The sequence below is a fragment of the Caballeronia sordidicola genome (genome assembly GCF_000729995.1).
Classification (GTDB): domain Bacteria; phylum Pseudomonadota; class Gammaproteobacteria; order Burkholderiales; family Burkholderiaceae; genus Caballeronia; species Caballeronia sordidicola_A.
In genome coordinates this window covers 38,548-51,905 of the sequence record NZ_JNFG01000009.1, presented here as the reverse complement: position 1 = coordinate 51,905, position 13,358 = coordinate 38,548, and the positions used below count along the sequence as shown (strand labels likewise).

The window sequence follows — 13,358 nt, the reverse complement described above, 5'->3', positions numbered from 1 at the left end:
CAGCCCGGTAAAAAGATAAGACCACACCATACCCGCAAGCCAGCACGACCTTATCAAGCGTTGATAAAGACATAGGAAAAACATCATGACTGATCGCGACGATCCGTACCGCATCCTGACGGCAGTCGGTCCGGGAACACCGATGGGCAATCTGTTCCGCCGGTTCTGGCTACCCGCACTGTTGAGCGAAGAATTGCCAAAGGCCGATTGCCCGCCCATTCGGATCAGAATCCTCTGCGAAGATCTGGTCGCATTTCGCGACAGCAACGGCCGCATCGGGATTGTCGACGCTTATTGCCCGCACAGGAGAGCGCCACTATTTTTCGGCCGCAACGAACAGTGCGGCCTGCGCTGCGTTTATCACGGATGGAAATTCGACGTAAACGGCGAGTGTGTCGACATTCCGAATATCGTTCCGCCGGACAATTTTGCGGCGCTCAAGCAAAAGGCAAGCATCAAGAGCTATTCCGTTCAGGAAAGTGGCGGGATTGTCTGGGTCTACATGGGACCGAAAGAGCTCATGCCGGAATTGCCCGGCATGGAATGGGTTGAGCTCCATGAAAAGCAGGTCAAGTGCTCACGGTGGCTGCATCGGAGCAACTGGCTACAGGCAGCGGAAGGCGAGATCGATACATCGCATATCAGCTTTTTGCACAGCAAGGTAAACGTTGGAAAAGACTCCCCCGACTGGCAGCGTCTTGCTCAGGACGGCGCTCCGCAAATCACGTTGAGGGAAACGGACTACGGCTTCGTCTATGGATCGCGACGAAACTTCGAAGGGCAGTATTTCTGGCGGGTCACACAGTGGATGTTGCCCATGTGGAGCGCGGTTCCGCGGTCCATTGACGACCCTATCCTGGCCGGCCGCGCGTGGGTTCCCATCGATGACTACACAACGACTGGCTTCGGCTACGTGTACACAACCGAGAGGCCGCTTTCTACCAGGGATCTGGAGGAAGTCGCGTCTGGTGAACGTTTTCCACCGCGCTCGCAGAAGGGAACATTCAGGTTTGCGCATGGCTATGTCATCGACACGTACCTTCCCGATGCGAATATCGGAAACGACTTCCTCATCGACCGTGATTTGCAAGCAACAAGCAGTTTTACCGGCATTTTTGGCGTCAACGAGCAAGACCGTGCTTTACAGGAATCAATGCTGAGTATTCCGGGGCATGCAGGCATAGTCGATCGCTCGAATGAGCGTCTCGTCAAATCAGATCTTCCGATCATGATAGCGCGGCGCGTGCTCACGAGACTGGCCAAAGATCTTGCTCAAGGGAGCGAGCCCAAGGCCGTTTCGAGCGCGGACCAATATGGTGTGCGAGGTATCGCCAAGCTGTCGCCGATTGCCGACTTCGATGAATTCATGCACGCCCACGCGAACTCCATGAGGGCGGTCGAGCCATCGGCAGGGGATGAACGATCAAGCAACCTGGCTTCCCTGTAGGCGTGTTTTTTCACAGAAGAAGTCCAAAATCCGTGTCGGCCGATGGTCGGATGTCGCTTTTACGCAGCAACCTGAATCCGCACGGCGCTTTGGTCGCTTGACAAGACACATGCTCGCTTGAGTGCCGCCCCGTTTTCAACCGATAAAACAGCGAATCACATGCACCACTTTGGAGAGACCTTGAGCAAGGCAGAAGGGAGAGACCACTTTATGAAAACCGGCGAAGCTCCAGGAATCGGAGGGTCCAATTCGCTTCTCGAGGCTAAACTCCACTCGATCACTCAAGAGGCCGAGGGCATCTTTATCTTCGAGATTCGTCCGACCCGTGGCCAATATTTTCCTGAGGTTGAAGCGGGCGCACATATCGATCTGCACCTCGCCAACGGACTGAGCCGGAGCTATTCCATCGTCAACTCGCAGGATGACCGTGACCGCTATCTGATCGCGGTGAAAAACGAGGTACCCGGCCGCGGTGGGTCTCGCTTCATTCACTCTGAGTTTCGCGTGGGTCAGAACCTTACCATTGGGAGGCCACGCAACAATTTCCGTCTGCGGGAGGCGTCTTCTCATTCCGTCCTTATCGCGGGCGGCATCGGGATCACGCCGCTTTACAGCATGATTCAGCGGTTGGAACGACTCAACCGGTCATGGGAGCTGCACTATGCTGCGGCCCATCGCGAGCGGGCGGCGTTCGTCGAGCAGCTCGAGATATTGAGGCCGAAGACGCATTTCTACTTCAGGTCGGATCATGGAGCGCTGGACCTCCGGCAGATAGTCAAGGAGAGCCGCCTGGACGCCGATTTCTATTGTTGTGGCCCGACTCGTATGTTGCTGGATTTCGAAACGGCAACGGCATCGATTCCACCGGATCGCGTGCACGCCGAATACTTCACTGCGCGCGATCAACCTGCGCTCGAAGGAGGATTCGAAGTCGTTCTTCAGCGTTCGGACCAGCGCGTGACCATTCAAGCGGGCGAGACAATCCTCGACGCACTGATCAGGCTCGAGATCGATGTACCCTATTCATGCATGGAAGGCGTTTGCGGTAGCTGTCAGGTCGGCGTGATCGAAGGCACTCCCGATCATCGCGACCTCATCCTGAGCAAGGAAGAGCGTGAAATGAACGACCGGATGTTGATTTGCTGCTCGGGTTCGAAGTCTGCGAAACTCGTTCTCGACCTGTAGCAATCGATCACCACTCCGTCGCTATTCATCTTCACTCATAGCCTGTTTTACCAGCATGTCTGCGCAGCCAAAACGTCGGCTGGTGAACAGCCGACCAACTCGGTGAAATGTGCGGGTGCCGTGGCCCCTTCCGTATTGATGACGAGTATGCGCGACGAACGGTTGAATCCCGCTAGCGCCCGATCGTCCGCTGACGCAGCGATTGCCAGGACGGCCGCCAAGCCAGCCGCGCCTGACTCCCCCGACACAACCGGAATGTCCCGTGCAGACCCTTTCGCGAGGATCCTCATCGCATTGATTGCCAGCTCGTTCTTGATAGTGATGAAGTAGTCAACGGTACTTTCCAGAAATCGCCAAGCAAGGGGTGACACGTCGCGACACGCAAGTCCGTCAATCAAGGAATCGGCCGCCCCGGAAGCTTGTGTATCAACGCTCCGTAGCCGGCTTTGATAAAGACAATCCGCTCGTTCCGGTTCGACTATTAAAAAGGCTGGACGGCGCGGGCCAAAATACTCGGTCATGTAGCTGATCACACCGGCCGCCAAGCCGCCGACCCCACCCTGAATTACCACGTGTGAATAAGGCGAAGGTGCATTCGGGCAGGCGCCTTCACTCGCAATGAGTTCCGCGGCAATAGCGCCATAACCCTGCATCACGTCCCGCGGGGTCGTTTCATAGCCTTCGTAAGAGGTATCGGAGACGACATGCCACGCGTTCCTCTCAGCCATTCGCGCGATTTCCTGCACTGACTGGCTATAGCTTCCGTCAATGCGAATGACGTGCGCACCGAAGTTTTCGATGGCTACTTTCCGCTCTTCGCTGACACTTCGATGGATAAGAATAACGCAGCGACATCCCAGGCTTTTCGCGCCCGCGGCAAGCGCTAGACCATGATTGCCATCGGTCGCACTGATCACCGTGAATCCTTTAAGCGCGTCCGCATGAGCCCCACTGAAAAGACCCTGCGCGGTGAACTCTGCGCCCGGAAATTCGCGCATGACGAGACGTACTAACCCGACCGGTGCGCCAAGTGCTTCGACACTTTGCAAACTGGAACGCTTCGATTCGTCCTTGACGCTCAGAGCCGCCACGCCCAGCTTTTTCGCGAGGTCGGGTAAATGCCATCGTGGCGTTGCGATCGACGTCATACACGACCAGCTTTTGAGCCACGCATGGCTTTCATCTGCCGTTTTAATATTTAGGACTGCAAGAAGATGCGAGCGATAATCGTCACGAATGGCGCGTGAATTTTTGAACAGCATGTATTTCCGGTTTTGACCTGGAGTCTTTTGTGCGAAAACAACTTCTGTCTGGGACTGTTATTCGATCCTGCTACTCGACCCTATACCCAAGTGTCTCGGATGTACGCGCGGCCGCAGCGGTTACATTGGCGGCAAGGGTTTGAAGTCGCTCGGGCGTAAGGCGATCGCTCGATCCATTGATAACAACCGAAGCAACGGCCTTCCCGTCAGCACCCCACACCGGGGCTGCAAGGCTGTTTACGCCCGGCCGAAACTCGCCGAACGACAGTGCGTAACCATCACGCCGAATCTGCGCCAGCCGCTCCCGCTCCGTATCAGCGTCAGCGAGGTCCGGCGTCGCGCCATTGCCGCTGGCAACAGTTGCTGCCTCGATCGCGTGAGCGATGGTGTCTTCGTCCTGAAACGCTAGAATCGCGCGCCCCGCAGCAGTCCGCAAAGCCGGTACGCGCATGCCTACCATGCAGAAGACGCGGCTCGGATCGTTGCCCTCGATTTTGTCCACATAGACGATGTCGAGCCCGTCGCCAACACAGAGAAACACGGTTTCGTCGCACTGTTCGAACAACCGACGCAAATGCGACACGGCTGCCAGTCTTACCCGATCGCGCGACAGAGTCTTGTAACCGAACTCCCACATACGCAACGTCGGTCCATAGCGGCCGGTCACGGGATCCCTTTGCGCGTAACCCAACTCGACGAGCGTGCTCAACAAGCGTTGGACGTTACTCTTGGTCAAGTTCATCTGACGACTAAGTTCCGTCACGCCTCGCGGCTGGTCGCTTTCCGCCAACCGTTCCAGGACGGTCAAGCCTTTTAAAATCGTGGTATCCATAAGGTGCCAGACATAAGTGCCAGAGACAAACTTGAAACCGTAAGGGCCTCACAAAACACGGCGCATTACCTTCGAGGACAGGCGCAAATTATAACGTCAAACCCTTTCGCGATGCCCACCCGCCGCCGCTCTCCCGCGCCGCCCGACGTGCCCGACGCGGAAAGTCACCTGCAACGCGATGAGCTTGCGGGGCCAATCACGTCCAGAACCGTCGTTGACGGATGGCGCCCATCGCGACGCCCGTCAGTATCCGGTCAATAACCGATCAATAACCGATCGCCTTCAAGCGGCAGCGGGCACGTCCACGACGTAGTTCAGCGCAAGTCGGCCACCTTCTACGTACACCACCTGCCCGGTCATGTACGAAGCATCTTCGCTTGCGAGGAACGCGACCACCGACGCAATTTCACTCACCTCGCCCGGGCGTCCTAGCGGCGTGCGCGACAGGATCCGGTTGCGCGATTCCTCGGTCGCCAGCACCCGCGCCTTCGACATCTCCGTCAGGATCGTGCCCGGCCCGATCGCGTTCGCGCGAATGTTGTATTGCGCCAGCGAAATGGCCATCACCTTGGTCAATTGGTTCAGACCGCCCTTCGACGTGACATAGGCAGTCTGGTTAGGTAGCGCGACCTGACCGTTGATCGAAGACATGTTGACGATCGCCCCGCCCGAGCCCCGCTTTACAAGCTCGCGCGCGAACCGTTGGGAGGCCGAAAACGCCGACACAAGGTTGATGCGCAGCACGCGCTCGAACTCGTCGAGCGGGTAGTCGAGGAAGCTTGCCGGGCTTGTCACCGCCACGTTGTTCACAAGAACGTCGATCCGGCCATACGTTTCGATAGCAGTGTCGAACAGGCGCTGGATATCTGCCTGCGAGCCCATGTCGGCAACAACGCCAAGGCCGCCCAATGCGCGCATTGCGTCGATCACCGAGTCCTGCAAATCAGAACCGATCACTATCGCGCCTTCTTCCGCGAGCCGCTGTGCCGACGCGAGGCCGATCCCCTGCGCCGCGCCTGTCACGAGAGCCACCTTATCTTTGAATCGTTCCATAAGAGTTTTTCCTGATCGCTAGTTGCCGGCTCCTTTTCACCGGATTTGGACCATTATACAAACGTATGGTCCAAATAGTAGGACTATAGATCGGTATTTACCCCAAATATTCTTTTTAAAAATGTTGACCTACTATTCGAACCAAGGAACTATATATCGATACATCAACACAGGAACCATTTCGCAGGAGTACCTTGCGCGGTTTCTGGATCACGAAGGAGAAAGTTGTGATTCGACTGGCTGTAGACATAGGTGGCACATTTACCGACGTGGTTCTGGACGTAGCCGGAGTCCGCCACACAACCAAAGTACTCACCACCCCGAGCGAGCCCGAACAAGGATTCATGGAAGGTGCGCTCGCCGTGCTCGCGAAAGCGGGCGTCAAGCCTGGCGAAGTCGATGCAATCGTCCACGGCACCACGCTCGCAACCAACGCGATCATCGAGCGCAAAGGCGCGCGGGTCGGCCTCGTGACTACTGAAGGTTTTCGCGATTCGCTCGAAATTGCCTATGAACATCGTTTCGAACAGTCCGATATCTACATGGTCCGGCCCGAGCCGCTGGTGCCGCGCGAGCATCGGTGGGGCGTCGAAGAGCGCCTTGCGGCAGACGGCAGCGTGCTGATCGATCTCGATGAGGCCGCGCTCAAGCAGGTCGCCGCTCAGATGAAGGATGCAGGTATTGAAGCTGTCGCAGTGTGTTTCCTGCACAGCTACGCGAATGCCGCGCATGAGCAGCGCGCAGTTGCAGCGCTCGTCCAATGGCTACCGGGCGTGCCCGTGTCGATGTCAAGTCAGGTCAGCCCGGAAATCAGGGAGTACGACCGGGTGTCGACAACGGTTGCGAACGCCTATGTCCGACCGCAGATGGAGGGCTATTTGCAGCGGCTGGAGCGCGATCTGGCAGAGCGCGGCTTCAAGTGCGGACTCCTGATGATCACGTCTAGCGGTTCGATGACCACCCTGCAGACCGCCTGCGAGTTTCCGATCAGGCTCGTGGAATCAGGCCCCGCCGGCGGCGCAGTGCTCGCGAGCAACCTCGCAAAGGAACTCAACGAAGATCGTGTCGTGTCCTTCGACATGGGTGGGACGACGGCGAAGATATGCCTGGTCGACGATCACGAGCCGTTGCACTCACGCACATTCGAAGTCGCCCGTGCGTATCGCTTTCTCAAAGGCAGCGGCTATCCGCTGCGGATCCCGGTGATCGAAATGGTGGAAATTGGCGCAGGCGGCGGTTCGATTGCCGGCGTCGATGAAATGCGCCGGATCACGGTCGGTCCCGAAAGCGCCTCGTCCTCGCCCGGCCCGGCATGTTACGGCCGCGGTGGCAGCCAGGCGACCGTCACCGACGCGGATCTGGTGCTCGGACGGCTTGATCCTGAGCGTTTCGCGGGCGGCCAGATCCGTCTCGATACCGACGCCGCAGCGACCGTCTTGTACGAACGCGTGGGCAAACGCCTGGGCATCGATGAGAAAGCCGCAGCGGCCGGCATCTCCGAGATCGTCGATGAAAACATGGCGAACGCGGCGCGCGTGCATGCAATCGAATGGGGCAAGAATTTATCGGATCGCACGATGATCGCGTTCGGCGGCGCCGCACCGCTGCACGCAGCCCGCCTCGCGGACAAGTGCGGAATCCGCAAGGTCATCATTCCAACCGGCGCCGGCGTGGGCTCCGCCATCGGCTTTCTGCAGGCGCCTGTCGGCTATCACGTGACGCGTTCTCGCTATGTAAATCTGGACGAATTTGATCCGACCGCGGTGAACGAACTGTTTGCATCGATGAGCGCGGAGGCCGAATCCGCGATCCGCCGTGCCAGCAACAACGGTGCGATTGAAGAGCAGCGCGTTGCTTACATGCGCTACCGGGGTCAGGGACACGAGATCGACGTTGCGTTGCCAGCACGCGCCCTCACGCACAACGACAAAACCATGATGGAGGAGCTGTTCGCCACGCGTTACGAAGCGCTTTTCGGCCGCACCATTCCGAACCTCGGCGTCGAAGTCATGACGTGGAGTCTCGCCGCGCAAATTCCCGTGGCACCTCCGCCGCGTTGGGATGCAACGAACCGCGGTCAGCCCGCGATGCCTTCGCAACAACGCGACATCTTCGATCCCGAACTGATGCGCGACCTTGTTCACGGCATTCACCTGCGCGGCGCGCTCGCGCCCGGCATGGTGGTCGTTGGTCCGGCGGTCATCGTAGAGGACGAAACCTCAACGCTCGTCGGGCGCAACTTCGACGCGCTGATCCTGCAATCCGGTTACATCCAGCTCGAAAGGAAACTCTGATATGAAGTCTGATCTGATCCATCTCCAGGTGATGTGGACCCGCCTGCTCGCCATTGTTGAAGAACAGGCGCAGACGCTGATCCGCACGGCATTCAGCGTATCTACCCGCGAAGGCGGCGATGTATCAGCTGGCGTATTTGATGCCGAAGGCCGGATGCTCGCTCAGGCCGTTACCGGTACGCCGGGTCACATCAACTCGATGGCAATGGCGGTGCCGCACTTCGTCAAACGCTTCCCGGTCACCGAGATGCGCGAGGGCGACGTGTTCCTCACCAATGATCCGTGGCAAGGAACCGGCCATCTCCACGACTTCACTTTCGTCACGCCTACGTTCCTGAACGGCAAGGTCGTCGCGTTTTTCGCGTGTACCAGCCATGTGGTCGATATCGGCGGGGTCGGGTTCTCGCCCGAAGGCCGCAGCGTCTACCATGAAGGGTTGCGTCTGCCGATCATGCGCTTTGCCGACCAGGGCAAGACCAACGAATGGCTGATCGAGATCGTGCGTAACAACGTACGCGAAAGTACTCAGGTAGTCGGCGACATGTATGCGCTTGCGGCGTGTAATGGCAACGCGGTGAAGTCGCTTGCCGGCTTGATGAACGAGTACAAAATTGATGGCCTGGACGCGGTGCGGGAGTACATCTTTGAAAACACGCGCCAGGCGATGCTCGATGCTTTCGCCCCGCTGCCCAAGGCACGCGCGAGCAACACCATGCGCACCGACGGCTTCGACAAACCGGTCGACCTCGCGTGCAGTGTAAGCATTGAAGATGAGCGCATTGTTGTCGATTTCGACGGCACCTCGCCGGTGTCAGACTTTGGCATCAACTGCCCGCTTTGCTACACGGCGGCGTATGCCTCGTTCGCGGTGAAGTGCGTAGTTGCCCCCAAAGTGCCGAACAACTCGGCTTCGCTTGACATGATCGTGGTGACTGCCCCGGAAAACACCATCGTCAATGCGCCGTTCCCGTGCGCGGTCGCGGTGCGAAGCGTGGTCGGCCATCTGGTCCCCGACGTCGTGTTCGGTTGCATGCATGCTCTGCTGCCGGGACGTGCGCCGGCCGAAGGTGCGGGTTCGCTATGGGGCGTCAAAGCGGGCGCGGGCCATGGGCTAACGCCGGTATCTTCCGGCGTCCAAACGAGCTTCATGATGATGAGCTTGCATAGCGGCGGCATGGGAGCGCGTTCGTCGTGCGACGGGTTATCGGCAACGCCCTTCCCCAGCGGCGTCAAAAACATCCCGGTGGAAGTCACCGAAGCCATCACGCCGCTTGTGATCTGGAAGAAGGAACTGCGGCAGGACTCCGGCGGCATAGGCCAGTACCGCGGCGGCCTCGGTCAAACAATGGTGGTGGGCAGCCGCGAGGACGCACCATTCGCCATTCTCGCGACCTTTGACCGCATCAACAATGCACCGCGCGGACGCGATGCCGGCGGCGATGGAGCGAACGGTGTGCTGCGGCTTTCGTCAGGCAAGCATCTGCAACCGAAGGGACGTCAGGTGATCCCGGCCGGCGAGCGCGTCATTCTGGACATGCCCGGCGGCGGAGGATTCGGCGCACCATCGCAACGTCCGCTCGCGCTCATCGAAGCGGATCTGCAACGCAGCCTGATCACGTGGGACGCCGCGGTCACCGCATACGGCGTCAGCCGTAATGCTCACGGCGAGCTGGTGCGCGCCGCCTGATCTGCATAACTAAAGGATATTCTATGCGTTTTTGTCAATTCGATACCCCCGGCAATACCCGTTGCAGGGTCGGCGTCCAGCTTGCATCGGGTCAGATCGTAGACGTCGCTGTATTGCTCGACCGCCCGGTCGCCTCGATGGTCGATTTCATCGCGCTCGCGCATGACGGTGCAATCGACCTGGCTGACTTGCGTTCACGGATCGACGGGCTTGATGAAGCTGCCGCGCTACAACTCGGCGCCCGCTCGCCTGACCAGATTCATTTGCGTGCGCCTGTCACCGAACCGCCCAAGTTCTTTGCTATCGCAATCAATGGCAAGGCCAACTTCGAACGTTCCATCAAGCCTGACAATCCGCGCCCTCAATACTTCATCAAGCTTCGAACCTGCATTACAGGGCCCTACGATCCGATAGAAATTCCTGATATTGGCTCGGTGGGTCCCGAAGTCGAGCTTGCGCTGGTGATCGGGCGCGGCGGTAAGCATATCGCCGCCGCGGACGCCCACCGCCACATTTTTGGTTATACGGTGCACAACGATCTGACCGCTCACGACCTGCGTGCAAAATCGGAATGGATCAACCTTCGTCGCAAGGATGGCAGCGAGGAGCGACTGACGTATCCGGGTCGCTGGAAGAACTTCGATACGTTTTCGCCGATGGGGCCGTTCCTCGTTACGGCGGACGAGGTGCCCGATCCGCACAACCTCGCCCTCGACGCGCATTTGAACGGCGAGCTCGTGCAGCAAGGTGATTCTTCGGATGTGGTGTACCGCATTCCTGAGCTGATCGAATATCTGTCCGCTGCGCATACGCTTGAAGTAGGCGACATCCTTTCGATCGGCACCGTGCCCGCAGTCGAACCCTGGAAGATGTCGACCATCGACCTGCGCCGCTTCGGCGGCACGATCGACGCGAGCATCGCCGGCCTCGGCCGCCTGAGCAACCCGATCCGCGCAGTCTGACGCGCGCCGAGGAATAGGTTCATGTCGAACGAATTCAAACGCTCCGCTGCGCTGTCACGCATCAGCCCGTCGGCCACCATCGCGATCACGCAAAAAGCGCGTGACCTGCGGGCCGCCGGGCGCAGCGACATCCTGTCACTGAGCATCGGCGAGCCCGACTTCAACACGCCCGAGCATGTGTGCGAAGCGGCGCGCGGGGCCATGGCCGCGGGCCAGACGAAGTATCCCCCGGTGTCGGGCGTGCCCGCATTGAAGGAAGCGATCGCGGCGAAGTTCAGCCGCGAAAACGGGCTGCGCTACAGCCTCTCCGAAGTGGTGGTCGGCTCGGGGGCGAAGCAGGTCATCGCCAATGCGATGCTCGCGACACTCAATCCGGGAGACGAAGTGCTGATCCCGACGCCCTACTGGGTGTCGTATCCGCAACTGACACAACTGTGCGGGGCGACGCCGGTGTTCGTCGAAACGCATGCAAAGGATGGATTCCTGCTTCAACCCGAAGCGCTGGAACGTGCGATCACGCCACGCACCCGATGGCTCTTTCTCAACTCGCCGTCTAACCCTTCAGGCGCTGTGATCGATGCTGCCTCGCTTGCCGCGATCGGCGACGTGCTGCTGCGCCATCCGCACGTGTGGGTGCTGTCCGACGATATCTATGAGCATCTGACCTACGGCGACACCCCCTACGTGACCCTCGCGCAGGTGCGGCCGGAATTGCGTGAGCGCGTGCTGACCGTCAACGGTGTATCGAAAGCGTATGCGATGACCGGCTGGCGGATCGGCTATGCGGGCGGCCCCGCGCCGCTCATCAAGGCAATCGAACTCGTGCAGAGCCAGTTGACGGGTGGCGCCTGCTCGATCGCGCAATGGGCGGCGGCCGCTGCGCTCAGTGGTCCGCAGGAATTCGTCGCCATGTGCCGCGAATCGTTTCGCGCGCGCTGCGACCGCGTGGTCGACGCACTCGAACGCGTTCCGGGTATGACGTGCGCCAAGCCCGATGGCGCCTTCTATGTATTCCCCTCGTGCGCCAGCTTTATCGGCCGCAAGGCGCCGTCGGGCAACGTGATCCACAGCGACGAGGATTTCGTGCGCGAACTGCTCGACCATACCGGTGTGGCGGTCGTGCATGGTTCCGCGTTCGGCAGCGCCGGGCATTTCCGCGTCTCGTACGCTGCGTCCACCGACGTCCTGGCGGATGCATGTAAGCGTATCCATCTGTTCTGCGAAGCCGTCCGATGAATCACGTGCCCACCCTGTTCCGCGACCCTGGTCAACGCGGCGCCGATGTCCTGCTCCAGCCGTATTGGGCGGATGCCCGCCCTGCCGTGCCGTCGTTCGCGGACGCCGGGCGTGCGTTGCCACGCGAGGCTGATGTGGTAGTGGTCGGCGCGGGTCTGACCGGCGTCGAGGCCGCCCGCGTGCTCGCCGATGCAGGCCGCGACGTGCTGATCATCGACGCCGGTCGACCCGGCGACGGTGCGAGCACGCGAAACGCCGGGCAAGTCGGACGCAACTTCAAGCACTCGTTCGGAGATCTGAGCGAAACACTTGGCATCGATACCGCCAAAAGCTATTTCACCGAACTGCGCGCGGCTTACGATTCGCTCGCCGCACTCGGCGCTCAGGCCGGTAGTGCCATCGGGTGGCGCAAATGCAGTCGCGTGATAGCGGCCATGAGCGCGGAGCATCTTGCGCGACTGCACGTCGAGTACGAAAAGCGCGCGTTGTCGCTTGGAGAAGAAGTCGAGTTTCTCGACGCGTCTCAGATCACCCAGGAGCTTGGCTCGCCACTCTATAAGGGCGGCGTGCGCATCATCGAAAACGGCGCGATTCATCCCGGAATGTATTACGAGTTCATGCATGACCGCACACTCGCCGCGGGCGCCCGCGTTGTCGGCAATACGCCGGTGCAGGCAGTCACACCGGAAGGCGATCGGTTCGAAGTAACAACTTCGCGGGGACGGATACGCTGCCGCAACGTTCTGATTGCCACGAACGGTTATACGGGCGACGAGTTCGCATGGTTCAAGCATCGTCTCGCGCCGATCAACTCCTACATGATCGCGACCGAGCCATTACCCGAAGCCGTCTGGCAGGACATTCTGCCCAAGCGGCGCACCTACCACGACAACCGGCGGCGCGCTCACTTCATGACATTCTCGCCCGATGGAACGCGACTATTGTTCGGCGGTCGCACGGGCAGCGATCCGGCATCGCTGCGGGGTATCGCGAAACGTCTGCATGCGGATCTGCGATACCTGTTTCCCGCGCTCGATGACGTCCGCATCAGTCATGCGTGGACCGGGCGTTGTGCGGCGACACGTGACCTCTTTCCGCATGTTGGTGTGAATCCGGCCGGGCTGCACTATGCACTGGGGTACTGTTTTTCCGGCAATGCAATGGGCCCGTATCTGGCCCGCAAGGCGGCGGCGCTCATCCTTGGCAACCGGGATGAGGCCCACACGCTGTTCGACAGCGCGCGCTTTCCGGTCGTACCCGCGCCGGCACGCAGCCGCTGGATGATGCCGTTGATGATGGGTTACTACGCATGGGCCGACCGCCCAAAGGGTCTCGCCCGCGCTATTTGACCACGTAGGCGCAAGACTTATTGAATCACCACTCCATGAACCTACCCGGGA

10 protein-coding genes are annotated in these 13,358 nt (G+C 59.7%); 7 read left to right on the top strand and 3 right to left on the bottom strand.

Translation table 11 applies throughout. The features are described from left to right. Window positions 1–85: 85 nt before the first annotated feature. The gene (locus FH08_RS0109680) at window positions 86–1,447 is read left to right on the top strand and encodes a Rieske 2Fe-2S domain-containing protein (protein WP_051888040.1); all 1,362 of its coding nucleotides are present in this window, start codon (window positions 86–88) and stop codon (window positions 1,445–1,447) included. Window positions 1,448–1,657: 210 nt separating this feature from the next. After that, window positions 1,658–2,632, top strand: coding sequence for a PDR/VanB family oxidoreductase (locus FH08_RS0109675; RefSeq protein WP_051888038.1), 975 nt, complete (start codon window positions 1,658–1,660; stop codon window positions 2,630–2,632). A gap of 47 nt (window positions 2,633–2,679) precedes the next feature. On the opposite strand, the gene FH08_RS0109670 is transcribed toward FH08_RS0109675, so the two are convergent. The 3 genes from FH08_RS0109670 to FH08_RS0109660 all read right to left on the bottom strand — a co-directional run bounded on the left by FH08_RS0109670 (window position 2,680) and on the right by FH08_RS0109660 (window position 5,779). Continuing rightward, window positions 2,680–3,894 (bottom strand): diaminopropionate ammonia-lyase, encoded by a 1,215-nt coding sequence (locus tag FH08_RS0109670; protein WP_031358131.1) that lies wholly within the window; start codon window positions 3,892–3,894, stop codon window positions 2,680–2,682. 70 nt (window positions 3,895–3,964) lie between these two features. After that, window positions 3,965–4,726, bottom strand: coding sequence for an IclR family transcriptional regulator (locus tag FH08_RS0109665; RefSeq protein ID WP_031358130.1), 762 nt, complete (start codon window positions 4,724–4,726; stop codon window positions 3,965–3,967). A 282-nt stretch (window positions 4,727–5,008) separates the two neighbouring features. After that, window positions 5,009–5,779, bottom strand: coding sequence for an SDR family NAD(P)-dependent oxidoreductase (locus FH08_RS0109660; protein ID WP_031358129.1), 771 nt, complete (start codon window positions 5,777–5,779; stop codon window positions 5,009–5,011). A 227-nt stretch (window positions 5,780–6,006) separates the two neighbouring features. Between FH08_RS0109660 and FH08_RS0109655 the strand changes: the two genes are divergently transcribed. The 5 genes from FH08_RS0109655 to FH08_RS0109635 are packed head-to-tail and all read left to right on the top strand — an operon-like array spanning window position 6,007 to window position 13,307. After that, window positions 6,007–8,073, top strand: a complete 2,067-nt coding sequence (locus FH08_RS0109655) for a hydantoinase/oxoprolinase family protein (protein WP_035565853.1) — start codon at window positions 6,007–6,009, stop codon at window positions 8,071–8,073. 1 nt (window position 8,074) lies between these two features. Then, window positions 8,075–9,760 (top strand): hydantoinase B/oxoprolinase family protein, encoded by a 1,686-nt coding sequence (locus FH08_RS0109650; protein WP_031358127.1) that lies wholly within the window; start codon window positions 8,075–8,077, stop codon window positions 9,758–9,760. Window positions 9,761–9,783: 23 nt separating this feature from the next. Further along, window positions 9,784–10,722: a fumarylacetoacetate hydrolase family protein gene (locus FH08_RS48270; RefSeq protein WP_051888036.1), complete on the top strand. Its 939-nt coding sequence runs from the start codon at window positions 9,784–9,786 to the stop codon at window positions 10,720–10,722. A 21-nt stretch (window positions 10,723–10,743) separates the two neighbouring features. Continuing rightward, on the top strand, window positions 10,744–11,958 hold the full coding sequence (locus tag FH08_RS0109640; RefSeq protein WP_031358125.1) for a pyridoxal phosphate-dependent aminotransferase: 1,215 nt from the start codon (window positions 10,744–10,746) through the stop codon (window positions 11,956–11,958). Then, window positions 11,955–13,307 (top strand): NAD(P)/FAD-dependent oxidoreductase, encoded by a 1,353-nt coding sequence (locus FH08_RS0109635; RefSeq protein ID WP_031358124.1) that lies wholly within the window; start codon window positions 11,955–11,957, stop codon window positions 13,305–13,307. The genes FH08_RS0109640 and FH08_RS0109635 overlap by 4 nt, the downstream gene beginning before the upstream one ends. Window positions 13,308–13,358: the final 51 nt, after the last annotated feature.

What these genes read in the sequence shown, in the direction of transcription:
- FH08_RS0109680 (WP_051888040.1), top strand. Translation starts at nt 86, where the DNA reads ATGACTGATCGCGACGATCCGTACCGCATCCTGACGGCAGTCGGTCCG.
- FH08_RS0109675 (WP_051888038.1), top strand. Translation starts at nt 1,658, where the DNA reads ATGAAAACCGGCGAAGCTCCAGGAATCGGAGGGTCCAATTCGCTTCTC.
- FH08_RS0109670 (WP_031358131.1), bottom strand. Translation starts at nt 3,894, where the DNA reads ATGCTGTTCAAAAATTCACGCGCCATTCGTGACGATTATCGCTCGCAT.
- FH08_RS0109665 (WP_031358130.1), bottom strand. Translation starts at nt 4,726, where the DNA reads ATGGATACCACGATTTTAAAAGGCTTGACCGTCCTGGAACGGTTGGCG.
- FH08_RS0109660 (WP_031358129.1), bottom strand. Translation starts at nt 5,779, where the DNA reads ATGGAACGATTCAAAGATAAGGTGGCTCTCGTGACAGGCGCGGCGCAG.
- FH08_RS0109650 (WP_031358127.1), top strand. Translation starts at nt 8,075, where the DNA reads ATGAAGTCTGATCTGATCCATCTCCAGGTGATGTGGACCCGCCTGCTC.
- FH08_RS48270 (WP_051888036.1), top strand. Translation starts at nt 9,784, where the DNA reads ATGCGTTTTTGTCAATTCGATACCCCCGGCAATACCCGTTGCAGGGTC.
- FH08_RS0109640 (WP_031358125.1), top strand. Translation starts at nt 10,744, where the DNA reads ATGTCGAACGAATTCAAACGCTCCGCTGCGCTGTCACGCATCAGCCCG.
- FH08_RS0109635 (WP_031358124.1), top strand. Translation starts at nt 11,955, where the DNA reads ATGAATCACGTGCCCACCCTGTTCCGCGACCCTGGTCAACGCGGCGCC.